Source organism: Streptomyces sp. NPDC046335, from assembly GCF_055587985.1.
This window is the reverse complement of record NZ_JBVJFF010000012.1, coordinates 300,660-323,347: the sequence shown is the minus strand read 5'-3', so window position 1 is coordinate 323,347 and position 22,688 is coordinate 300,660. Positions and strand designations below refer to the sequence as shown.

The following is a 22,688-nucleotide window of genomic DNA, read 5'->3' as shown; positions in this document are numbered from 1 at the left end:
TAGAAGAGACATGGCGCTCATCGCTCTCGCCGCCGACAAAGGGTCGCCCGGCGTCACCACCGCTGCCGTGGCGCTCGCCGCCGTCTGGCCGCGCCGGGTCCTGGTCGCGGAGACCGACCCCGCGGGGGGCGACCTGGTCTACCGCAGCGCCGCCGCGCACGGTGGTCCGCTCAACCCCAACACCGGCATGCTGTCCATCGCCGCCACCGCGCGGCGTGGCCTCGTACCGGACCAACTCTGGGACCACACCCAGCCGTTGAGCGGCGGGCTCGAAGTGCTCGTCGGGCTCGGGGTCGCCGAGCAGGCCGCCGGGCTCGCCGGGTTGTGGCCCACCCTCGGCCGCGCCTTCTCCCAGCTCGCCGACTCGCCGCACGCGCCCGCCGACGTCATAGCCGACTGCGGGCGCATCAGTGGGGACACCCCCGCCGTCGAACTCTTTCCGCAGGCCGCCCTCGTCCTGCTCGTCGCGCGCACGGAGCCGGAAGGCATCGCCCGCGTGCGTGACCGCGCCGCCGCCCTCGCCGCCAAGCTGCACGGCGGCGCGCGGGGCGCCGCCTCGCTCGCGACGCCGCTCATCGGCGTACTGCTCATCGCGGACCCCTCGACATCGGCCAAGCTCGTCAATCAGGTCAACGACATGCTGATGGCCGCGCAGACCGGCGCCCGCGTCGTGGGCACCCTCGCCGACGACCCGGCGGGCGCCGACCAGTTGGCCGGACGCAGGCGCGGACGGCTCGACAAGTCGCTGCTCATCCGGTCCGCGCGCAAGGTGACCGTCGACCTGTACCAGCAGTACGGCGCCGCCTGGGCCAACCCCGTCGCGCAGCATCCCGGGGCGGGCCGATGAGCACGCCCGTCGATCACCAGCTCGTGAAGCGGTTCCGGCAGGACGCCGGTGACCGCATCGCCGAGCAGCGCCGCGTCGACCAGGTCTCCGGCGTCACCCCGATGTCGGGCGAGGACGAGCGGCACTACGCCCGCGCCGTCATCGCGCAGATCCTGGAGGACTACGCACGCGCGGAGATCAACGCCGGGCGCACCCCCCTCGACGCGGAGACCGAGGAGCAGTACGCGGCCGCCGTGCACGCCGCGCTCTTCGGTGTCGGACGGCTTCAGCCGCTGCTCGACGACCCCGAGGTCGAGAACATCGACATCAACGGCTGCGACCAGGTCTTCGTCGGATACGCCGACGGCCGCGAGGCCAAGGCCGACCCGGTGGCCGAGACCGACGAGGAGCTCGTCGAGCTCATCCAGGTGCTCGGCGCCTACTCGGGCCTGTCATCGCGCCCGTTCGACTCCGCCAACCCGCAGCTCGACCTGCGGCTGCCCGACGGCTCACGTCTGTCGGCGGTCATGGACGTCACGCGCCGCCCCGCCCTCTCCATCCGCCGCGCCCGCATGGGCAAGGTCTTCATGTCCGACCTCGTCGGCAACGGCACGATCACCCCGGAGATCGGCCACTTCCTGGCGTGCGCGGTCCGGGCCCGCAAGAACATCATGATCGCGGGCGCGACCAACGCCGGCAAGACCACGCTGCTCAGGGCCCTCGCCAACGAGATCCCGCCGCACGAGCGCCTGGTGACCGTCGAGCGTGCCCTTGAGCTCGGCCTCGACCAGTTCGCCGACCTGCACCCGAACGTCGTCGCCTTCGAGGAGCGCCTGCCCAACTCCGAGGGCCAGGGCGAGATCTCGATGGCCGAGCTGGTCCGGCGTTCGCTGCGCATGAACCCCTCCCGCGTCATCGTCGGTGAGGTTCTCGGCGACGAGATCGTGACGATGCTGAACGCGATGTCGCAGGGCAACGACGGCTCGCTCTCCACGATCCACGCCAACAGCTCCAGCGAGGTCTTCAACCGTATTTCCACCTACGCGCTCCAGGCCGCCGAACGCCTCCCCATAGAGGCGAGCCAGATGCTGGTCGCGGGCGCGGTCAACTTCGTCGTCTTCATCCAGCGGCGCAACAACTACCAGTCCGGCGGCAAGCTCCAGCGCATGGTGACCTCGGTCCGCGAGGTCAACGGCGTCGACGGACGCGTCCTGTCCAGCGAGGTCTTCGCGGAGGCCGCCGACGGGCGGATCGTCGCGCACGCGCCGATCGCCTGCATGGACGACCTGGCCGCGTTCGGCTACCGCCCCGCCGGGCAATGGGGGTGAGCACGACATGAACGCACCGATACCGGTATCAGCGGCCTCGCGGCACGACGTGGCCTCGTACGACACGGTCGCGCACGGCCTGGCCTCGCACGGCACAGTGGCGCACGACGTCGCCTCGTACGACGCCGTCCCGCTCGCCGTGGGTGACCTCGGCTCGATGGGCGGGCTCTTCTCGATGCCCGTCCTGTACGCGCTGGGCTGCGGCATCGCCGCGGGCGGCGGTCTCGCGCTCCTCGTACTCGCGATCCGCGGGCTGCCCGTCAAGCCCGCGCACGAGAAGCACCGGGCGAGCGAGCGGGCCAGTGAGTTCATCCGGTTCGTGGGGCAGCGCGGTTCGCTCGCCGCGGGCGTCGGTCTCGTCGTCCTGCTCCTGACCCGCTGGGCGGTGGCGGGCATCGCCGCCGGCATCCTCGTCTTCTTCTGGGACAAGCTCTTCGGCGGCGCCGCCGAGGAACGCGCGCAGATGAAGCGCGTCGAGGCACTCGCCGCCTGGACGGAGTCGCTGCGCGACACCATCGCGGGCGCGGTCGGCCTCGAACAGGCCATCCCCGCGTCGGCGCGCGCCGCCGCCCCGGTCCTGCGCCCGCACCTGGACGCCCTGGTGGACCGGCTGCGCGCGCGTACGCCGCTCCCCGAGGCGCTACAGATCCTCGCCGACGAGATCGACGACGCGTCGGCGGACATCATCGTCGCCGCGCTCATCCTCAACTCCAAGCTGCGCGGCCCCGGCCTGCGGCAGGTGCTCGGGGCGCTCGCGAAGTCCGCGCGCGAGGAGGTCGACATGCGCCAGCGCGTCATGTCGCAGCGCGCCTCGACCCGCCGCTCGGTGCAGATCGTGGTGGCGGTCTCGGTCGCCTTCGTGCTCGGTCTGGCCATCTTCAACCGCGAGTTCGTCGAGCCCTACGGCACACCGGTCGGCCAGTTGGTGCTCGCCATGGTCTGCGCCCTGTTCGCGCTGGGCTTCTGGTGGCTGCGGAAGCTGTCGACGGTGGAGACGCCGGACCGCTTCCTGGTCAGGGACGAGCCGGGCGTGCAGTTCGTGCGCCCGCGCGGCCCGGCCGCCCCTGCCCCGATGCAACAGGGCCAGCAGGGTCAGCACACCCAGCAGGGCCTGCCCGGGTACGCCAGCCCGACCGAGGGGGTACGTCGATGAACCTGACGATGCCGATAGTGATCGGCGCGGCGTTCGGGCTCGGCGTCTTCGCCCTCGTACGCGCCCTGATGCCGTCCAAGCGCAGCGCGATCGCCACGGTCGCGCGGATCGACGCGATGCGGGCACGCGGAGCGGCGTACGAGTCGCATCGGGTGTCCTCGGACACGGAGAAGCCCGGCCGCATCGGTTCCCTGCGGACCCGCGTGGGCATGCGCGTCGCCGACTTGTACCTCCAGCAGGGCTGGGAGCTGCGGTCGCTCCGCGCGGACCTGGCGGTGCTCGACCGGAGCTGGGAGAAGTTCCTGGCGACGAAGGTGCTGCTCGCCGGGGCGGGGGTGTTCTTCGGGCCGTTCCTCTTCGCCATCATCTGGACGCTCGGCGTCGGCCGCAGCCCGATCATCCCGGTCTGGCTGGCGCTGATGTTCGGCGCGCTCTTCTTCTTCCTGCCGGACCTGGAGGTGCGCAGAGACGCGGCGGACAAGCGGCGCGACCTGCGCCGCGTCATCGGCGCCTATCTGGACCTGGTGTCGATGAGCCTCGCGGGCGGCCGCGGCCTCCCCGAGGCGCTCATGGCGGCGGCGGAGGTCTCCGACGGCTGGGCGACGCAGCGCATCCGCAGCGCGCTGGCGGACGCCCGCATCACCGGTGTCAGCCAGTGGCAGGCGCTCGGCGCGCTCGGCGAGGAGCTGGGCGTCGAGGAGCTGAAGGACCTGTCGGCGTCCTTGGCGCTGGTCGCGGACGACGGCGCGAAGGTGCGCGAGTCCCTCGCCTCCCGCGCGGAGACGATGCGGCACCGTGAACTCGCCGAGATCGAGGGCAGCGCGGGCGAGAAGTCGCAGTCGATGCTGGTCGCGCAGCTCCTGCTGTGCGCGGGTTTCCTGGTCTTCCTCATCTTCCCGGCGGCGATGCGCGTGTTCCAGGTCTAGCGGCAGCGGCCCCACGACGACGGTGCCGGACATACGGGGCCCGGCACCCCTCCCCCCACCACTCCTGAGAGGACAACCATCATGAACGGACCGAACGGCCTGAACGACCTGAACCGGCGGGACTTCAGCACCGGTAACGCGGGCCTGGACTTCGTCATCACCTTCCTTCAGGGCCGCGTTCAGCGCGCCCGCTCCGGTGAGCTCGACCGCGGTGCGTCGGCGGTCGAGTGGGTCATCATCTCGGCGGTCGTCGTGGCGATCGTGGGTGTGGTGGCCGCGGTCATCAACGCCGCGCTGAAGGGCGGCGCGGACAAGGTCGGCAAGTGCATCGAGGGCGCCGACGCGGGCAAGACCTGCTGACGCCCGGCGACGGCAGCGGGGGACGGGCGAGGCATACGGCGGCGTGAGGGGCGACGGGGTGCGGGTGCGAGGGACGCGGGGGACGCGGGGATTCGTGCGCCGCCGGGTGGAGGCCGCCTCCACCCGCGGTGAATCCGGCATGACCGCGATCGAGTTCGTGCTGCTCACCCCGGTGCTGTTCTTCATGATCTTCGCGACGGTGCAGTTCGCGCTGTACTTCTTCGCGGACCACGTGGCCCAGGCGGCGGCGCAGGCGGGCGCGCGCAAGGCCCGCGCCACGGCCGACGAGAACGCGGGCGGCTGGCGCGGAGAGGCCCGTGACGTCGCCGACGCCTACATCCGCCAGCTCGGCCCGCAGCTCGTGATCGACCCGGACGTGCGGACGATCCAGCCCGAGCCGACCACCGTCGGCGTGGAGATCACCGCGAAGGTGCCGATGGTCTTCCCCGGGATGAACTTCACCGTGCACGCCCAGTCGTCGGGGCCCGTGGAGCGGTTCGTCGAGGAGAACGAGTGATGCGGACGCTGCGGTTGCTGCGAATGCCGCGGACGCTGCGGATGGCCGGCGACCGCGGGCTTTCGACCATCGAGGTCGTGATCCTCGCCCCGGTGATGATCCTGTTCATCCTGGTGCTGGTGGCCTTCGGCCAGCTCGTCGACGGCCGGGGGGCCATCGACGGGGCGGCGCGGGACGCGGCGCGCGCGGGGTCGATCCAGAAGGAGCACGGCACGGCGCTGGCCGAGGCGGAGAAGGCGGCGAGGGCCGACCTCGCGGACGTCTGCTCGGGCCCCGTTTCGGTGGTCCAGAAGAGCACCGGCTTCGACGAGGACGTCGACCCGTTCTTCACCGTGGAAGTGAGCTGTCAGGTGAAGGGGTTGGCGATGCTCGGCCTGGACGTCCCGACGACACTGAAGGCCAGCTTCAGCTCGCCGCTCGACCCGTACCGGAGGTCGGCGTGAGACGTCACCCCTCGCCGCGCGCGTGGCTCGCGTCCCGCCGCGAGCGCCTGGACGACCGGGGCTCGGGCGCGGGCGCCGTCATCATCTTCGCGATCGTCTTCCTCACGCTCTCGGCGTTCGTCATCGACGGCGGGCTCTCCATCTCCAAGCGGGAGCGCGCCGCGGACATCGCGGAACAGGCCGCCCGTTACGCGGCGCAGGACCTCGACACCGAGGGCCTCTACGAAGGTGCCGAGGGCGCTCCCATCAACTACGAGAACTGCGGCGCGAGGGCCCAGGCGTTCGTCCGCGAGGCGGGCCTCACCGGCGCGGACGCCACGGCGACGCGCTGCGTGACCGCGAACGCCCAGCAGGTGGAGGTCGAGGTGCAGATGACCTACAGCCCCGTCTTCACCGGCATGTTCTACGGCGGCGACGTCACGGTGACGGGCACCGCGATCGCGGAGAACCAGGTCGGCTGACGGGCGGCCGTCCGGGCGGATTCCCTGTCTGCGCTCCGGCACCTTCCGTACCATCACCTCAGTGGCCTCGGGATCAACTCCCGCAGCCACGACGACCCGCCCACCCACTCCCTTCCCACAGGACACCAGGACACCCGCCATGGCGCGCACCACCTCACGCTCGACGAGCCCGCCGAACCCGCAGCCGCCGCGGAACCGTACGCCGCAGGCGCTGCCCGGGCGCCGGCGTACCGTCGGAGACTTCGTCAAGGCCTTCCTCGCCTTCGCCGCCCTGGCCGTGCTCCTGGTCGGTGTGCCCGGCGCGCTCGTCGTCTTCGTGGGGTGGCCGCTGCCGGGCGGCGCGCCTTCGCTGAGCTGGTTGCAGCAGGAGATCACCGTCAGCACGTTCATCAACGTGCTGACCGTCGTCGTCTGGTTCGCCTGGGCCCAGTTCACCGCCTGTGTGCTCGTCGAGATGAAGGCCGCGCTCTCCGGCGTCGGCATCCCGGGGCGCGTGCCCGGCGCGGGCGGCAGCCAGATGCTCGCCCGTCAGCTCGTGGCCGCACTGCTCCTGGTGGGCGCCACCGCGGCCAGCTTCGCGCCAGGGCTCTCGCAGTTCGGGCAGTCCCTCGAAGGCAACGAGAAGCCGTCGTCCGCCGCGAGCGCCCAGCAGACGCCCGGCCTCTTCGGCCCCGAGCGGCAGGCGGCCGGTGCCGCCGACGCCCTCGCCATGCAGGCCGATCAGGCCGCGGCGCACGCGGGGGGCGCCGAGGACGGGGACACGAAGTTCTACCGGATCCAGCCCCCTGAGGGGCGCCACCACGACTCGCTCTGGGAGGTCGCCGAGCGGCACCTGGGCGACGGGCGGCGGTACAAGGAGATCTACCAGCTCAACAAGGACCGCGAGCAGCCCGACGGCTCCAAGCTCTCCGAGGCGAGCCTCATCAGGCCCGGCTGGATCATGGAGATGCCCGGCGACGCGCACGGCGGCGAGCTGGTCGAGATGCCCGACGAGGCACCGAAGATCTCGCAGGACGTCAAGGAGCAGATCTCCGACTACGCCAAGACCGGCGACCACCGGCAGGGCGGCGGTCAGCAGGGCAGCGGCCGGCAGGGGGGCGGTCAGCAGGGCGGCGGCCACTCCGTGGACCGCGACACCGCCCACATCACCCTCCCCGAACAGCGCCCCGGCACCCCCGCGATGCCCATCGCCCCCGACGCCCCGCAGACGCCCGCCGCCACCGAGGGCGAGACCTCCGACAGCTCCGGCTTCGGGCTGCCCGAGGCGCTCATCGGCGCGCCCCTGCTGGCCGCCGGGCTGCTCGGCGCGCTCGGCCGCCGCCGCAGGCAGGCCCTGTGGCAGTCGGCCATGGGCGCGGTCACGGGCCGCCGCGGCATGCAGCTGCCGACGCCGACCGGGGACGCCGCCGACGTGCACGACGCGCTCCTCGTGGGCGCCGACCCCGAGGGCGTACGCCTGCTCGACCTCGCGCTGCGCGGCCTCGCCGCCTCGCTGGCCGAGGAGAACCGCGCGCTGCCGACCGTGTACGCGGCCTGGCTGACCAACGGCGACCTGCACCTCCAGCTCGCCACGCCCGCGGGCCGCCCGCCGGCGCCCTGGCAGCCCGGGCAGGACCAGACGTTCTGGGTCCTCGCCCGCACCGACGCCGAGCGGTACGAGGACGTGGACACCGCCGCGCCCTACCCCGGCCTCGTCAGCCTCGGCACCCTCGACGACTCACGGCTCCTGCTCAACCTGGAGTCGGTGCCGGGCATCGTCTCGCTGAGCGGCAGCGAGGCCGACCGCGCCGCCGTCTTCGCCTCGGTCGCCGCCGAACTCGCCACCAACGGCTGGTCGGACCGCATGACCATCACCCTCGTCGGCTTCGGCGAGGACCTCACCCCGCTCGCGCCCAACCGGCTGCGGCACCTGGAGGACGTGGACGCCCTCCTGGAGACCATGGAGGCCGAGACCCGGCAGCGGCGCGGCGCGCTCGGCGCCGCAGGGCACGACTCCGTGCTCACCGGCCGCACAGGACCCGCCCAGCACACCCGCTGGGCCCCGCACCTGGTGCTGCTCGCCGCCCAGCCGAGCGGCGAGGACGCCGTCAAGCTCGCCGAGCTGGCGTCCGACGCCGGGCGCCTCGGCATCGGCTACCTCGTCGGTACGGACTCCGGTGACCTGCCCGGCGCCGCCTGGGAGATGGAGATCACCCGCGAGGGCACACTGCTCGCCCCGCTGCTCGGCCTGGAACTGGCGGCCCAGACGCTGCCCGAGGCGCAGCGGCGGGCCGTGGTCCGCCTCTTCACCGAGGCCGACCCGGACGGTGAGGACGGCCCGGGGCCCGACGACGGCTCCGCCGCCGCGGCACCGCCGTTCCTCGTCGACGTCACCGAGCAGGGGCGGCCCGCGGTCTACGCCCGCCTCGTCGGCACGTACGAGATCATCGGCCTCGACACGCCCGACGGCGAGCGCAGCCCGCTGATGCACGAGGCCCTCGCCCTGCTGCTCCTGCACCGTGAGGGTGTGCACCCCCGGGTGCTCGCCTCCGCGCTCTGGCCGCGCGGCGTCACCGAGGACGTACGGGACGCGCTCGTCGACCGGCTGCGCGAGTGGCTCGGCACCGACCCCGACGGGTCGCCGCGGCTGCGGGCCGACGGGAACGGACGGCTCACCCTCGCCAAGTCCGTCGTCTCCGACCTCGACGTGCTGCGCTCGCTCTACCACGAGGCGACGCAGGGCCGCGGCGCGGGCAACCGCGCGGTGCGCGGCCGGATGCTGACCGACGCGCTGGTGCTCGTACGGGGGCCGCTGCTCGCCGACCGCCAGCAGGGCCGTTACGCGTGGCTCACGCACGAGATCATCGACGCGCAGCTGCCGCTCCTGGTCGCCGACATCGGGCTCGCCCTGTCGGAGTTCCACCTGGAGAAGGGGCGGGCGGAGAAGGCGATCGAGGCGCTGAACGCGGCGCTCGGCTCCGCGCCGCGCGATGAGCGGCTCTGGAACGAACTGCTGCGGGCGACGCACGCGCTGGACGACCCGGCCCGGCTTCAGCGGGTCGCCGCGGACCTCCTGGCCCGGAGCGGGGCCCGGGGGCTGCCGCCGCGGACCGAGGCCCTGCTGGACGAGTTGCTGCCCGCCTGGCGGGAGGGGCTCTCCGCCGCGGGGTGACCCTCCTTGCCGCACCGCCGCTTCCCGGCGGATGCCTCCCGCCCACCCGTCCATTTCCCCGCATCGCAGGAGGTGACCGTGATCCCTGTCCTCGCCCTCATCGGCGCCCTCTGGGGCGCCCTCGCCGGACTCCTCGTGCCGCGCGCCGCCTACCGGCTCTCCGTGCCGCCCGAGGAGAGCTGGCGGGCCGAGAGCCCCGAGGGGCATCCCCTGGGGAGCTGGCTGGGGCTCGCGCGGGCCGGCGGGGACGGGCGCTGGTTCGGGCCGCGGACCTGGGTGGTCGTCCCTGCCGCCGCCCTCGTCTGCGCGGCCCTCGCCGCCGCCACCGGGGCACGGCCCGAGCTCGGCGTCTGGCTGCTGCTCGCGCCCTTCGGGGTGCTGCTCGCCGTCGTCGACTTCACCGTGCACCGGCTGCCCGACGTGCTGACGCTGCCGCTCGGCGGGGCCGCGCTCGTGCTGCTCGGGGGCGCCGCGCTGCTGCCCGAGCACGGCGGCTCGTGGTTCGGGGCGCTGTACGGGGCGTTCGCGCTGGCCGGGGCGTACTTCGTGCTGTTCCTCATCAGCCCCGACGGCATGGGCTTCGGTGACGTGAAGCTCGCGCTGTCGCTGGGGGCGGTGCTCGGCTGGTACGGGTGGGGCGTGCTGCTGCTCGGGGCCTTCGCCGGGTTCGTGCTCGCCTCGGTGTACGGGGTGGGGCTCGTCATCGCCCGCCGCGCGGGCCGCAGGACGGCGATCCCCTTCGGGCCCTTCCTGATCGGCGGCGCCTTCGTGGGGCTCGTGCTCGGGGCGTACTCCGCCTGACGTCGGGGCTTCCGGGGGGCTGGCGTACGCTGGCTTGGTCCGTCCACAACCCTTACGAAAGGGACGCCCCGGTGACCGAGAAGGCCGAGCTTCAGTCCGTCCTCGACCGCGCCGCCGCAGGTGGCCGGATCACTCCGGAAGAGGCGCTCGTCCTCTACCGCGACGCCCCGCTGCACGCGCTCGGCGCCGCCGCCGACGCCGTGCGCCGACGCCGCTACGCGGGTACGGAGCACATCGCGACGTACATCATCGAGCGGAACATCAACTACACGAACGTCTGCGTGACGGCGTGCAAGTTCTGCGCCTTCTACGCCGCCCCGAAGGACACCAAGAAGGGCTGGACGAGGGACCTCGACGACATCCTGCGCCGCTGCGCGGAGACCGTCGAGCTCGGCGGGACGCAGATCATGTTCCAGGGCGGCCACCACCCGGACTTCGGCGTCGAGTACTACGAAGAGCACTTCGCGGCGATCAAGAAGAACTTCCCGCAGCTCGTCATCCACTCCCTCGGAGCCTCCGAGGTCGAGCACATGGCGCGCATCTCCAAGGTCTCCGTGGAGGAGGCCATCCAGCGCATCAACGCAGCCGGGCTCGACTCCTTCGCGGGCGCAGGCGCCGAACTGCTGCCCGCGCGCCCGCGCAAGGCCATCGCCCCCCTCAAGGAGAGCGGCGAGCGCTGGCTGGAGATCATGGAGATCTCCCACAACCTGGGCGTCGAGTCCACGTCGACCATGCTCATGGGCACCGGCGAGACCAACGCCGAGCGCATCGAGCACCTGCGGATGATCCGCGACGTGCAGGACAGGACCGGAGGCTTCCGGGCCTTCATCCCGTACACGTACCAGGCCGAGAACAACCACCTCAAGGGCCGCACCCAGGCGACGATCTTCGAGTACATCCGCATGATCGCGATCGCGCGGATCTTCCTCGACAACGTGGCGCACATCCAGGGCTCCTGGCTGACCACCGGCAAGGAGGCGGGCCAGCTGACGCTGCACTACGGAGCGGACGACCTCGGCTCGGTCATGCTGGAGGAGAACGTCGTCTCCTCGGCCGGTGCCAAGCACCGCAACAACCTGCGCGAGATGATCGAGATGATCCGCACGGCCGAGCGTGTCCCCGCGCAGCGCGCCACCACGTACGAGCACCTCGTGGTGCACGACGACCCGGCGAACGACCCGGTCGACGACCGTGTCGCCTCGCACATCTCGTCCGTCGCGATCGAGGGCGGCACGGCGCACCCGGAGCTGAAGCTCCTCAGTGCCAACTGAGCGCGCCTTGCTGACCCTTCACGTAGCCGAGCTTTCACCGGGGACGGCGGTACTGGTCGACGGCGCGTCCGTCGCCGCCGTCGGCCCGTACGAGGAGCTGGCCGCGGCGCACCCCGACGCCCGCGTCCGGCGCTGGCCCGGCATCCTCACGCCGGGCCTGCTCAACCCGTACGGGCCCGAACTCCTGGAGGCCACCTACCACCCCGACCCCCGGGAGGCCGACTGGCTCGGCACCGAGCCGATCGGCGGTGAGAAGGCCGGGGCCCTCTTCCGCGCCAACCCCGCCCGAACCGGCGCCAGCGCCCGCCGCGGCGTACAGCGGCTCCTGGCCCACGGCACGGTGGCCGTGGCGGGCGAGCTGCGGTCCCGCCCGGCGGTGGACGCGGTCCGGCGCGCGGGCCTGGCAGTGGGCCACCGCCCCCCAAGACTCCCCGGCCCACCGTCCCTCTCCCCGACCCCCCTGATCCTGCTCCCCCCACTGACGGCGGGCTCTCCGGCCCGCTTCGCGGTCTTCGACGTGGAGGACAGAGCGGCCCTGGTCCTCCGGGGCGCGTCCACGTGCGTGGCAACGGTGGTGAACGGCAGGTTGGTGTACAGGGCGCGGTAGCGCCCCGTAAGGGGCGCGGGGCTGTGTCTGTCTGCGGCTCCGCCGCGGGGCGCGAGCAACGCCAGGGGGCGCCGGGAGGCGCCCGTAAGGGGCGCGGGGAACTGCGCGAGCAACCACAAGGCACCCGCACCCGCCAAAGAGACGGCCGACGGCAGACGCGCCGGCGAGAAAGCCCGCCGCAGGCGAAAGAACCCGCAGTAAAGAGAGAAGCCCCGGCTGACACAATAGGCCGAGTGACCCGAGCCTCCTTGGAAAAGCAGCCCCACGACGTCGCAACGATGTTCGACGACGTCGCGGAACGATACGACCTCACCAACGACGTGCTCTCCCTCGGCCAGGCCCGCCTCTGGCGCAAGGAGGTCGCGAAGGCGGTGGCCGCGCGCCCCGCGCAGAAGGTCCTCGACCTGGCCGCAGGCACCGCCACCTCCTCGCAGCCCTTCGCACGGGCCGGCGCGTACGTCGTGCCCTGCGACTTCTCCCTCGGCATGCTGCGGGTCGGCAAGCGGCGCCACCCGTGGATGCCGTTCACCGCGGGCGACGGGACGAAGCTGCCGTTCAGGGACGACACCTTCGACGCCGTCACGATCTCCTTCGGGCTGCGCAACATCCAGGACACCGGCGCCGCGCTGCGCGAGCTGTACCGCGTGACGAGGCCCGGCGGACGCGTCGTGATCTGCGAGTTCTCGCACGCGACGTGGGCGCCGTTCCGGACGGTCTACGAGGAGTACCTGATGCGCGCGCTGCCGCCGGTCGCGCGCGCCGTGTCCTCCAACCCCGACGCGTACGTCTACCTCGCCGAGTCGATCCGCTCCTGGCCCGACCAGCCCGCGCTCGCCGGGCTGCTGAAGGACGCGGGCTGGTCGAAGGTGGCGTGGCGGAACCTCACGGGCGGCGTCGTGGCGCTGCACCGGGGCTTCAAGCAGGGCTGACGCTCCGTCGCTTCGGGCGGGGCGGCCGAACCCCGCCGCATAACGCTTGAGTTGAGAACAGGGATCTGGGACCGGCGGGGAACCGGTCACCGGGCAAGATGTGTCCGTTGATACGACCCCGCCAAAACTTATGCGGCGCTTATGGCGCTCATGGGGTCGGTCCTTTCCCGCTCGCGGGAGATCGCCTGGACTATGACGGAGCGTTCTGATGGCGTCGTACTGCCCACACTGCGGGGCCGCTGCCCCCGACGAGGCCCGCTTCTGCATGAAGTGCGGCAAGGAACGCCTTCCGGAACCCGAGACTCCCGAAGCCCCGCCCACACCGGAGGCATCCCCAGCACCGGAGGCACCCCCGGCACCAGAGGCACCTCCGGCACCGAAAGCCCCGCCGGCACCGGAAGCACCCCCGGTCCCGGCACCGGCCGCTCCCGCGGCCCCGCCCCCGCCGGCCTTCACCCCCGCCCCGGCCGCCCCCGCAGGCCCCGCAGGCCCCGTGGCCCCCGCCGCTCCCTCACCGGTCGGCGCCTTCCTCGGACGGACGTTCCGCGGGGACTGGGCCGGGTCCGCGCAGGCCGCGCTCTGGCCCTTCGCGATGATGCTCCTGAGCGGCATCGCGCTCGCCATCCCGTCGTACGGCCAGGACGACGACGTGGTGGTCGGCTTCACCGACCGGCTGCGGACCGGCCTCGCGCTGCTGCTCCAGTCGGTGGGCGGCGGCTTCGAGCTGACGGGACACGAGACACGCCCCGGCACGGACGGCTTCGGTGACTCGGACGGTTTCGGCGACTCCGGTGGCTTCGGCGACTCGGACGGCTTCGGCGGCTCCGGCGGCTTCGGCGGCTTCGGCGGCTTCGGCGATTCCGGTGGCTTCGGCTCGGGCTCCGACTCGGCGTCCGGGATGGAGGGTGCGATCTCCCTGCACTTCATCCCGCTCACGATGACCGTGCTGTGGCTCGTGGCGCTCCTCATCGGCGTACGCGTCCTGCGCAACCGCCTCGTCGCACGGCAGTTCGTCCAGGGCGGCCTCCCCGCGGGTGGCACGGCCGGTCCGGAGGCGGCCGTCCGCGTCGCGCTCCTGGTGGCCGTCAGCACGCTCGGCCTCGCGCTCTTCGCGCAGCCGGAGATCGAGGGCATCGAGCTTTCCTCGTCCCCGGCGCTCTCCACGCTCGGGGCACTGGTGCTCGCCCTCGTCGTGGCCGGCGCGGTGCTGCGCCGTGACGGCGTGAACTGGAGCGTGGGCGGCGCCCCGCGCCCCGGCGCGCAGGCTCTGCTGCGTGCCACCGGGACCGCCGTGCGCGCCCTCGCCGTGGTCCTCGTGCTCTGTTCGGTCGTCGCCTACATCAGCCTGGCCCAGATCGACGACCTGAACCGGACCACCGATCTGGACGACGACGACATCTCACCGCTCCTCGTCGCCCTGCTCTTCCTGCCGAACCTCGCGATCACCGCGCTCGGCATCGGCTGGGGCGCGGCATCGGAGATCGTCGTGCGTGGCAGCAACTCGCTGTACGGCGGCGGCGCGAGGAGCGAGACCTTCGGCCTCTCCGAGCTGGGTGACGTCACCAACGACTGGGCCGTCGTGGGCGCCCTCGCGCTCGGCCTGGTCTGCGCGCTGACCATCGGCGTCCTGGCCGCGCGGCGCTGCGTGGGCCGAGGCGAACAACTGCTGGCGGGCGGTGTCTTCTTCGGGCTCGTCCTGCTGCTGGCCGGTGTCGGCGGCTTCAGCGTGGACCTGTCCGGCGCGGCCACCGGCCGCATCGGATCCGGCGGCTCGCGGGGCGAGGGCAGCGTGGACATCGGGCTCAGCGTGCCCGAGGTGCTGCTCTTCGGGCTGCTCTGGATCTTCGCCGCCGTGCTGATCGGGCCCTACCTGACGCGGATGACGGGGCAGAGCGGTGGCCCGCCCGCGCCCGCGTACGCGCCCGGCACGCCCCCGATGCCCAGCGCCCCCGCGAGCGCCCCCGCTTACGGCCACGGGGCGGCCCCGGCCCCGTACGAGCGGACCGTCACCGCGTACGACCCGCACGCGGTGCGGATCGGGCAGCAGCAGCCCCCGGGCGTCAAGCCGCGTGGCAGCGCCCGGGTCTGGGTGGCGACGCTCGCCGGGGCGCTCCTCATCGGCGGTGGCGCGACGGCCGGAATCCTGATCTGGCAGGACGGCAAGGACGACAAGCCGGCGTCGACGTCGAAGGACGACAAGCCCTCGGCGGATCCCTCGGCGGAGCCCTCCCGGCAGCCGAGCGAGGAGTCGAGCGAGGGGTCGAGCCCCGTGGTCTCGGAGCAGCCGGGGACCGACACGGCGGTGCCGAGCGAGAGCGACGAGCCGGGAGCGGCCGACGAGGGCGAGGTCCCCGCGGGCTCGGAGCGGGTGACGGACGACGAGGGGTTCTCCTTCGCGGTCCCCGCGGGCTGGACCCGGCAGGCCGTGGACCCGGAGCGGCCGGGGCAGATCACGTACGCGGGCTCGGGGCGCGAGGAGTTCCTGGTCGGCGTGGTCACCTCCGCGCCCTACACCTCGTACGAGAACTTCATCAACATCGAGGAGCACACGGAGAAGGCGCCGGACAAGTCCGACTACCGGCGGATCCGCATGGAGGCGAACACCTTCAAGGGGCAGGACGGCGCGTTCTGGGAGTACACCTACACGGACAAGTCGGGCCGCAGGATTCACGCCCTCAACCAGAGTTACATCGCCGAGGACGGCACCGAGTACGCGATCCAGCTCTCCTGGCGCGAGAGCGCCTGGTCCACGGGCAAGGGCGCGAAGGCGCACGCGACCGCGCTGGACACCTGGCGGCTCACCGGCTGACGCCGCCAGGCGCCCGCGAAACGGCCGCTACAGGACGAGCCGGAAGCAGTGGGCCATCCGGCGTGAACCGTCCGCGCCCGGCGGCTCCGGCGTGGTGAACGTCTCCGCGAGCACCATGCCGAGCCGCCGGGTCACCGCGACCGAGCGTTCGTTGCCGGCGTCGACCATCGCCACGACCGTCGGCACGCCCGCCGCCCGCAGCCGCTCGACCGTGGCGCGCGCGGCGGCCGTCGCGTACCCCTTGCCCCAGGCGGCGCGGCCGAGCCGCCAGCCGATCTCGATCTCGCCTGTCGGCCCCCAGGGGCGGCTCCAGGGCTGGGCGCCCGTGAAGCCGATGGGGGCGCCCGCGGCGTCCAGCAGGGTCCAGAGGCAGTAGCCCCGTTCGGCGTCGTGTCTGCGCTGCCTGGCCGTCAGCTCCTCGTACACGGAGAGCTCCGCGGGTGAGCCGCCGTGGAACTCCATGACCTCGGGGTCGTCGAAGAGCCCGTGCCAGGTGAAGGCGTCCTCGTGGGTGGGGACGCGGAGCCGTACGTCGGGGAGCGGTGCGGCGGGCACGGTCTGGGTCTGCTCGGTCACGTGTGGCCCTTCGGCTGGTAGATCGGTACCGCCTCATAGACTGCCCATACCCGTGCCGGCCGGCACACAGTTTTCGATCCTTGGGGAGAACCCGCCGTGACCGAGCCCCTCTCCGAACACACCGCGGACGTCATCGTCGTCGGAGCCGGGCCCGCCGGTTCGACGACGGCCTACTACCTGGCGAAGGCCGGGCTCGACGTCCTCCTCCTTGAGAAGACCGCGTTTCCACGGGAGAAGGTCTGCGGCGACGGGCTCACGCCCCGCGCCACCAAGCAGCTGGTCTCCATGGGAATCGACATCTCCGAAGAGGCGGGCTGGCTGCGGAACAAGGGCCTCCGCATCATCGGCGGCGGCGTGCGGCTCCAGCTCGACTGGCCGGACCTGGCGTCGTACCCGGACTACGGCCTCGTACGCAAGCGCGACGACTTCGACGAGCAGCTCGCCCGGCAGGCGCAGAAGGCGGGCGCCCGGCTCCACGAGCGCTGCAACGTCGGCGCCCCGGTCATCGACGACCGCACCGGCCGCATCACCGGCGTGCACGCCAAGCTCGGCGAGGAGAAGACCCCGGTCACCTTCCACGCCCCGCTGGTCGTCGCGGCCGACGGCAACTCCTCGCGCATCTCCCTCGGCATGGGCCTGCACCGCCGCGAGGACCGGCCGATGGGCGTGGCCGTGCGGACGTACTTCACCTCGCCGCGCCACGACGACGACTACCTGGAGTCCTGGCTTGAGCTGTGGGACCGCCGCGGGGCCGAGGACCGGCTGCTGCCCGGCTACGGCTGGATCTTCGGCATGGGTGACGGCACGTCCAACGTCGGGCTCGGCATCCTCAACTCCTCCAAGGCCTTCCGCGAGCTCGACTGGCGCGAGGTCCTCAAGGCCTGGTGCGCCTCGATGCCGGAGGACTGGGGTTACACGCCGGACAACATGACGATGCCGATCCGCGGCGCCGCCCTGCCGATGGCCTTCAACCGCCAGCCGCACTACACCAAGGGGCTGCTCCTGGTGGGTGACGCGGGCGGCCTGGTGAACCCGTTCAACGGCGAGGGCATCGCGTACGCCATGGAGTCCGGCCAGATCGCGGCGGACGTCATCGTGCAGGCACACGCGCGTGCCACCCCCGCCCAGCGGGAACTGGCGCTGGAGAACTACCCCAAGACGCTCAAGGAGACCTACGGCGGCTACTACACGCTGGGCCGTGCCTTCGTGAAGCTCATCGGCAACCCGAAGGTCATGAAGATCGCGACGCAGCGCGGGCTGACCCACCCCATCCTCATGAAGTTCACGCTGAAGATGCTGGCGAACCTCACGGACCCGACGGGTGGCGACGCCATGGACCGCGTCATCAACGGCCTGAGCAAGGTGGCGCCGAAGGCGTAGCGCGTGGCTCGGTGCGCGCGCTGGACGGTTCGGTGCGCGCGCTGGACGGTTCGGTGCAAAAATGGACGCATGATATTTATTGCCGTCAAGTTCACCGTCCGCCCCGAGCACAGCGAGAGCTGGATCGAGCGGACCGCCGCATTCACCGCCGCCACGCGCGCGGAGCCGGGCAACGTCTTCTTCGAGTGGTCGAGGTCGGTCGATGACCCGAACCAGTTCGTGCTCCTTGAGGCCTTCGCCGACGGGGACGCCGGCGCCGCGCACGTCGGCTCCGACCACTTCAAGGCCGCCATGGACACGATGGCCGAGGCGATCGCCACGGTCCCGGAGATCGTGAACACGGATATTCCGGGCACGGGTTGGTCGCGCATGGCGGAGCTGTCGCCGAAGAACTGACTGACGCGCCGCACAGAAGCGCCTGAGGGCGTAACAGAAGCGCCTGAGGGCGTACGTGAGGGCCGGAACCTCCCCGAGGGGGTTCCGGCCCTTACGCGTGGTTCAGAAGGCCGTCAGAGGACGCGCACGGCGCCCGAGGCCGGGTAGCCCGACAGGTCCTGGATGACGACGCCCTTGCTGGGGTTGGCGGCGTCGAGGTACTGGCCGTTACCGATGTACACACCCACGTGGTACGCGGAGCCCGCGCCACCCCAGTAAAGGATGTCGCCGACCTGGACGTTGGAGAGCGAGACGGGGGTGCCGGCGACCGACTGGTCCTGCGAGACGCGCGGAAGGTCCACGCCCGCCTGCTTGAACGCGGCCTGCACCAGGCTGGAGCAGTCCCAGGCGTTGGGGCCCGAGGCGCCCATCACGTAGGCGTCGCCGAGCTGTGCCTTGAGGAAGCCGATGACCGCGCCGACGCTGCCGCTCGCCGGAGCGGGGGCCGAGTCGGAGGAGCCGGCCGAGGTGGTCTGCGTCGAGAGCGTGGTGCGCTCGGTGGTCCGGGAGGCGCGCTCCTCCTCGGCCTTCTTCTCCGCGGCGGCCTTGGCCTTGGCCTCGGCCTTGCGCTTGGCCTCGGCCTTCTTCTCGGCCTGCGCCTGGTCCTCGGCGGCCTGCTTGGCGGCCTTGGTGGCGGCGGCTTCCTGCTCGGCGCGGGACTCGTAGGTGTCGGCGGCCTGCTGGGTGGCGTCCGCCGACTGGGCGATCTGCGCGGACAGATCAGTGGTGAGCGTGGGCATTTCGATGGTCTCGGTCACCGGCTCGGCCGCGGTCGCCGTGCCGGCCGCCGCGGCCACTGCCAGGGTGCTGAGGACGCCACCGGCAACTCCGGCGCGCAGGGCGATCTTGGAGGCGCTGCGACGGGGCTTCCGGTGGCTGGGTATGTGAGCGGTGTGGGACATGAGAACAACCGCTATCAGGGACTCACGGTTCCCATCAAGAAACGTGTGGTGCGCCACAGTTGCCGTTTTCGGCCTTGAAGCCCGGGCGTGTCGTTCCTTATTGACGCCGTAACGGGCAATGCGGACAGTGGTGATCACGCCTGTGATCAAGGGTTTTCTGTGATACGCCCGAATTGCCCGTGGTCTACCACCGGTTGAGCCAGTTGGCCAAGCCCCGCGCTTTTGCCCAGGGGCCTCATGTGGCGCAGGTCACACACCTGCCCCCTCGGGGATCTCCCTGAGATCTTGCTGAGACCTCCCTGAGATCTCCCGTACTTTTCGGCTGCCCTCAGGGCGACTCCCGAACCGCCCGCCGGGTGACCGGGGGTCTCCTCGCGGTGTGGGCCCTTCCGCTCGTGAATCGGTGCACGTGTCCACTTTCGTCCATGCCGCTGCTGCCGAAGAGTGAAGGCGTTGCCTCTATCAAGTGATCACGTCCAGCACCAATTTGCCTGTAGCGGCAATCTCTTGATAGGGCAACACCCCCTCGACCAGCGATGACGCGTCAAGATGTCACCTCTAGTGATCACTCAGGCGCTTCGCGTACGAAGATCACCGCTCATCCGACTTCATGATCCTTCGTCAGGTGGTGGAGATCACAAAGCCGTTGTCGCACCCCGTGTCGCAGATCACAGACCGGCAGGCATAAGATGCGGGGCAGTTGGGCTTGTGACCTGCTTCACATGTGCGCGATCTTCAGATGAGAAGCAGGGCCCCGGTCCGACGCAACCGCCAACAGTCAGTGCCGACTGAGAGGAGCGAGGAGCGTGAACGCCTATGCGCCCATCCTCGTGCTGGGAGCCCTCGGGGCAGGCTTTGCGATCTTCTCCGTGGTCATGGCCACGCTTATCGGTCCAAAGCGGTACAACCGCGCAAAGCTCGAGGCCTACGAGTGCGGTATCGAGCCGACGCCGACGCCGGCCGGTGGTGGGCGATTTCCCATTAAGTACTACCTGACGGCGATGCTCTTCATCGTCTTCGACATCGAGATCGTCTTCCTCTACCCCTGGGCCGTCACGTTCGACGCCCTGGGGATTTTCGGGCTCGTGGAGATGCTGCTCTTCGTGCTCACCGTCTTCGTCGCGTACGCGTACGTATGGCGGCGCGGCGGCCTGGAATGGGACTAAAGGTCTGAGGGGCCAAAGAGCATGGGACTCGAAGAGAAACTGCCGAGCGGTTTTCTGCTGACCACCGTCGAACAAGCGGCGGGCTGGGTGCGCAAGTCATCCGTCTTCCCCGCCACGTTCGGACTCGCGTGCTGCGCCATCGAGATGATGACGACGGGCGCGGGCCGGTACGACCTGGCGCGCTTCGGCATGGAGGTCTTCCGCGGCTCGCCGCGCCAGGCCGATCTGATGATCGTGGCGGGCCGGGTGAGCCAGAAGATGGCGCCCGTCCTGCGGCAGGTCTATGACCAGATGCCCAACCCCAAGTGGGTGATCTCGATGGGGGTTTGCGCTTCATCGGGCGGGATGTTCAACAATTACGCGATTGTGCAAGGTGTGGACCATGTTGTCCCCGTTGACATCTATTTGCCCGGCTGTCCGCCGAGGCCCGAGATGCTGATCGACGCGATCCTCAAGCTCCACCAGAAAATCCAGGGCTCCAAGCTCGGCGTGAACGCGGAAGAAGCGGCGCGCGAGGCGGAGGAGGCGGCCCTCAAGGCGCTCCCCACCATCGAGATGAAGGGGCTGCTGCGGTGAGCGAGGAGAACGGAAACGGGACCGCGAACGGCGTCCCCGCCCCGCGCGACGACACCGGCGAGGTCATCGGCGTCCGCAAGGGCATGTTCGGCGCCGAGAACGGCGGCGACACCTCCGGCTACGGCGGGCTCGTCAGGACCATCTCCCTGCCCGGCGCGTCGCCGCGTCCGTACGGCGGCTGGTTCGACGAGGTCGCCGACGAGCTGGAAGGCGCCCTGGAGGAGCAGGACCTCCTCCCGGAGAACGCGATCGAGAAGACGGTCGTCGACCGCGGCGAGCTGACCTTCCACATCGCGCGCGAGCACCTCGTACGCGTGGCGCGGACGCTGCGGGACGACCCGGCCCTGCGCTTCGAGCTCTGCACGGGCGTCTCGGGGGTGCACTTCCTGGAGGACAAGGGCCGCGAGCTGCACGCCGTCTACCACCTGCGCTCGATCACCCACAACCGGCTGATCCGGCTCGAAGTCAGTGCCCCCGACGCCGATCCGCACGTCCCCTCGCTGGTCTCCGTCTATCCGACGAACGACTGGCACGAGCGCGAGACGTACGACTTCTTCGGCCTGATCTTCGACGGTCACCCGGCGTTGACGCGGATCATGATGCCGGACGACTGGCAGGGCTTCCCGCAGCGCAAGGACTATCCCCTCGGCGGCATCCCCGTCGAGTACAAGGGCGCCCAGATCCCGGCTCCGGACCAGCGGAGGTCGTACACCTGATGTCCACTTCTCACGCATCCGCGTCCGCTTCGCACGATTCCGGGGCCCGCGAGACGACCGAGGGGACCGTCTACACGGTCACCGGCGGCGACTGGGACGAGGTCGTCCAGTCCGCGGCCAAGGCCGACGACGAGCGCATCATCGTCAATATGGGTCCGCAGCACCCGTCCACGCACGGCGTGCTCCGCCTCATCCTGGAGATCGAGGGCGAGACGGTCTCCGAGGCCCGCTGCGGCATCGGCTATCTGCACACGGGCATCGAGAAGAACCTCGAATACCGCACGTGGACGCAGGGCACGACGTTCGTCACGCGCATGGACTACCTGACGCCGTTCTTCAACGAGACGGCGTACTGCCTCGGGGTCGAGAAACTGCTCGGCATCGAGGACCAGATCCCCGACCGCGCCTCGGTCATCCGCGTGCTCCTCATGGAGCTGAACCGGCTCTCCTCGCATCTGGTGTGCATCGCCACCGGCGGCATGGAACTCGGCGCGACCACGATCATGATCTACGGCTTCCGGGATCGTGAACTCGTTCTCGATCTGTTCGAACTCATCACCGGTCTGCGGATGAACCACGCATTCATCCGGCCCGGCGGCCTCGCCCAGGACCTGCCGCCCGGCGCGGTCGACCAGATCCGCGAGTTCGTGAAGAAGATGAGGAAGAACCTCCCGGAGTACGACAAGCTCGCCACCGGGAACCCCATCTTCAAGGCCCGCATGCAGAACGTCGGCCACCTCGACCTCACCGGCTGCATGGCGCTCGGCGCCACGGGCCCCGTCCTCCGCTCGGCGGGCCTGCCGCACGACCTGCGCAAGTCGCAGCCCTACTGCGGATACGAGAACTACGAGTTCGACGTACCGACCGCCGACACCTGCGACTCCTACGGCCGCTTCCTCATCCGCATCGAGGAGATGCGCCAGTCGCTGCGCATCGTCGAGCAGTGCCTGGACCGGCTCGCCCCCGGCCCGGTCATGGTCGCCGACAAGAAGATCGCCTGGCCCGCGCAGCTCGCGCTCGGCCCGGACGGTCTCGGCAACTCGCTCGACCACATCAAGAAGATCATGGGCACCTCCATGGAGTCCCTGATCCACCACTTCAAGCTGGTGACCGAGGGCTTCCGGGTCCCGGCCGGGCAGGCGTACACCGCGGTCGAGTCACCCAAGGGCGAGCTGGGCGTCCACGTCGTCTCCGACGGCGGCACCCGCCCCTACCGGGTCCACTTCCGCGACCCGTCCTTCACCAACCTGCAAGCCATGGCGGCGATGTGTGAGGGCGGCCAGGTCGCCGACGTCATCGTCGCCGTCGCGTCCATCGACCCCGTGATGGGAGGCGTCGACCGGTGACCACCACTC

The 22,688-nt window shown here is 71.2% G+C and carries 22 protein-coding genes and 1 pseudogene; 21 read left to right on the top strand and 2 right to left on the bottom strand.

The genetic code is table 11. The annotated features are described in order from the left end of the window. The first annotated feature begins 10 nt into the window (after nt 1–10). The 15 genes and pseudogenes from ACZ6JY_RS29630 (at nt 11) to ACZ6JY_RS29560 (ending at nt 15,582) form a co-directional block, all read left to right on the top strand. Entirely contained in the window at nt 11–847 is an 837-nt protein-coding gene (locus ACZ6JY_RS29630) for a hypothetical protein (protein WP_469200622.1), read from the top strand. Further along, a complete protein-coding gene (locus ACZ6JY_RS29625; protein ID WP_469200620.1) occupies nt 844–2,154 on the top strand; it encodes a CpaF family protein in 1,311 nt (436 codons plus the stop codon). Before ACZ6JY_RS29630 ends, ACZ6JY_RS29625 begins: the two co-directional genes overlap by 4 nt. 157 nt (nt 2,155–2,311) lie before the next feature. Further along, nucleotides 2,312–3,307, top strand: coding sequence for a type II secretion system F family protein (locus ACZ6JY_RS29620; RefSeq protein ID WP_469200844.1), 996 nt, complete (start codon nt 2,312–2,314; stop codon nt 3,305–3,307). Beyond that, nucleotides 3,304–4,233 (top strand): type II secretion system F family protein, encoded by a 930-nt coding sequence (locus ACZ6JY_RS29615; protein WP_469200617.1) that lies wholly within the window; start codon nt 3,304–3,306, stop codon nt 4,231–4,233. Before ACZ6JY_RS29620 ends, ACZ6JY_RS29615 begins: the two co-directional genes overlap by 4 nt. 108 nt (nt 4,234–4,341) lie before the next feature. Then, nucleotides 4,342–4,593 (top strand): hypothetical protein, encoded by a 252-nt coding sequence (locus tag ACZ6JY_RS29610; RefSeq protein WP_447042037.1) that lies wholly within the window; start codon nt 4,342–4,344, stop codon nt 4,591–4,593. Between the two features lie 139 nt (nt 4,594–4,732). After that, nucleotides 4,733–5,110, top strand: coding sequence for a TadE family protein (locus tag ACZ6JY_RS29605; protein ID WP_469200615.1), 378 nt, complete (start codon nt 4,733–4,735; stop codon nt 5,108–5,110). Then, nucleotides 5,110–5,553 carry a TadE/TadG family type IV pilus assembly protein gene (locus ACZ6JY_RS29600; RefSeq protein ID WP_469200613.1) on the top strand — a complete coding sequence of 148 codons (444 nt, stop codon included), beginning with the start codon at nt 5,110–5,112 and terminating at the stop codon, nt 5,551–5,553. Before ACZ6JY_RS29605 ends, ACZ6JY_RS29600 begins: the two co-directional genes overlap by 1 nt. Then, the gene (locus ACZ6JY_RS29595; protein ID WP_469200611.1) at nt 5,550–6,014 is read left to right on the top strand and encodes a TadE/TadG family type IV pilus assembly protein; all 465 of its coding nucleotides are present in this window, start codon (nt 5,550–5,552) and stop codon (nt 6,012–6,014) included. Before ACZ6JY_RS29600 ends, ACZ6JY_RS29595 begins: the two co-directional genes overlap by 4 nt. Before the next feature lie 139 nt (nt 6,015–6,153). Further along, nucleotides 6,154–9,165, top strand: coding sequence for a BTAD domain-containing putative transcriptional regulator (locus ACZ6JY_RS29590; protein WP_469200609.1), 3,012 nt, complete (start codon nt 6,154–6,156; stop codon nt 9,163–9,165). 72 nt (nt 9,166–9,237) lie between these two features. Next, on the top strand, nt 9,238–9,966 hold the full coding sequence (locus ACZ6JY_RS29585; RefSeq protein ID WP_469200607.1) for a prepilin peptidase: 729 nt from the start codon (nt 9,238–9,240) through the stop codon (nt 9,964–9,966). 71 nt (nt 9,967–10,037) lie between these two features. Continuing rightward, on the top strand, nt 10,038–11,237 hold the full coding sequence (mqnC, locus tag ACZ6JY_RS29580) for a cyclic dehypoxanthinyl futalosine synthase (RefSeq protein WP_469200605.1): 1,200 nt from the start codon (nt 10,038–10,040) through the stop codon (nt 11,235–11,237). A 7-nt stretch (nt 11,238–11,244) separates the two neighbouring features. Next, a complete protein-coding gene (locus tag ACZ6JY_RS29575) occupies nt 11,245–11,844 on the top strand; it encodes an imidazolonepropionase-like domain-containing protein (RefSeq protein ID WP_469200603.1) in 600 nt (199 codons plus the stop codon). Between the two features lie 233 nt (nt 11,845–12,077). Then, the gene (locus tag ACZ6JY_RS29570; protein ID WP_469200601.1) at nt 12,078–12,773 is read left to right on the top strand and encodes a demethylmenaquinone methyltransferase; all 696 of its coding nucleotides are present in this window, start codon (nt 12,078–12,080) and stop codon (nt 12,771–12,773) included. A 208-nt stretch (nt 12,774–12,981) separates the two neighbouring features. Beyond that, nucleotides 12,982–13,050 (top strand): annotated as a pseudogene (locus ACZ6JY_RS29565) (zinc-ribbon domain-containing protein); the annotation flags it as partial. Nucleotides 13,051–13,266: 216 nt separating this feature from the next. Beyond that, nucleotides 13,267–15,582 carry a hypothetical protein gene (locus ACZ6JY_RS29560; RefSeq protein ID WP_469200855.1) on the top strand — a complete coding sequence of 772 codons (2,316 nt, stop codon included), beginning with the start codon at nt 13,267–13,269 and terminating at the stop codon, nt 15,580–15,582. A 27-nt stretch (nt 15,583–15,609) separates the two neighbouring features. Here ACZ6JY_RS29560 and ACZ6JY_RS29555 read toward each other — a convergent pair whose 3' ends face one another. Continuing rightward, nucleotides 15,610–16,158: a GNAT family N-acetyltransferase gene (locus ACZ6JY_RS29555; protein WP_469200599.1), complete on the bottom strand. Its 549-nt coding sequence runs from the start codon at nt 16,156–16,158 to the stop codon at nt 15,610–15,612. 96 nt (nt 16,159–16,254) lie between these two features. On the opposite strand from ACZ6JY_RS29555, the gene ACZ6JY_RS29550 reads away from it, so the two are divergent. Together ACZ6JY_RS29550 and ACZ6JY_RS29545 are read left to right on the top strand one after the other, a co-directional pair. Then, complete coding sequence (locus ACZ6JY_RS29550; RefSeq protein ID WP_469200597.1) at nt 16,255–17,538, top strand: geranylgeranyl reductase family protein; 1,284 nt, start codon at nt 16,255–16,257, stop codon at nt 17,536–17,538. 69 nt (nt 17,539–17,607) lie between these two features. Then, entirely contained in the window at nt 17,608–17,934 is a 327-nt protein-coding gene (locus tag ACZ6JY_RS29545; protein WP_469200595.1) for a putative quinol monooxygenase, read from the top strand. Nucleotides 17,935–18,047: 113 nt separating this feature from the next. On the opposite strand, the gene ACZ6JY_RS29540 is transcribed toward ACZ6JY_RS29545, so the two are convergent. Next, nucleotides 18,048–18,875, bottom strand: coding sequence for a C40 family peptidase (locus ACZ6JY_RS29540; protein WP_469200593.1), 828 nt, complete (start codon nt 18,873–18,875; stop codon nt 18,048–18,050). An 806-nt stretch (nt 18,876–19,681) separates the two neighbouring features. Between ACZ6JY_RS29540 and ACZ6JY_RS29535 the strand changes: the two genes are divergently transcribed. Genes ACZ6JY_RS29535 through ACZ6JY_RS29520 form a run of 4 tightly spaced genes read left to right on the top strand, consistent with a single transcriptional unit; the run spans nt 19,682 to nt 22,679 of the window. After that, nucleotides 19,682–20,041 carry an NADH-quinone oxidoreductase subunit A gene (locus ACZ6JY_RS29535; RefSeq protein ID WP_003992243.1) on the top strand — a complete coding sequence of 120 codons (360 nt, stop codon included), beginning with the start codon at nt 19,682–19,684 and terminating at the stop codon, nt 20,039–20,041. 21 nt (nt 20,042–20,062) lie between these two features. Then, nucleotides 20,063–20,617, top strand: coding sequence for a NuoB/complex I 20 kDa subunit family protein (locus ACZ6JY_RS29530; protein WP_106412977.1), 555 nt, complete (start codon nt 20,063–20,065; stop codon nt 20,615–20,617). Then, nucleotides 20,614–21,333, top strand: coding sequence for an NADH-quinone oxidoreductase subunit C (locus ACZ6JY_RS29525; protein WP_469200590.1), 720 nt, complete (start codon nt 20,614–20,616; stop codon nt 21,331–21,333). Before ACZ6JY_RS29530 ends, ACZ6JY_RS29525 begins: the two co-directional genes overlap by 4 nt. Further along, on the top strand, nt 21,333–22,679 hold the full coding sequence (locus ACZ6JY_RS29520) for an NADH-quinone oxidoreductase subunit D (protein WP_469200588.1): 1,347 nt from the start codon (nt 21,333–21,335) through the stop codon (nt 22,677–22,679). Before ACZ6JY_RS29525 ends, ACZ6JY_RS29520 begins: the two co-directional genes overlap by 1 nt. Nucleotides 22,680–22,688: the final 9 nt, after the last annotated feature.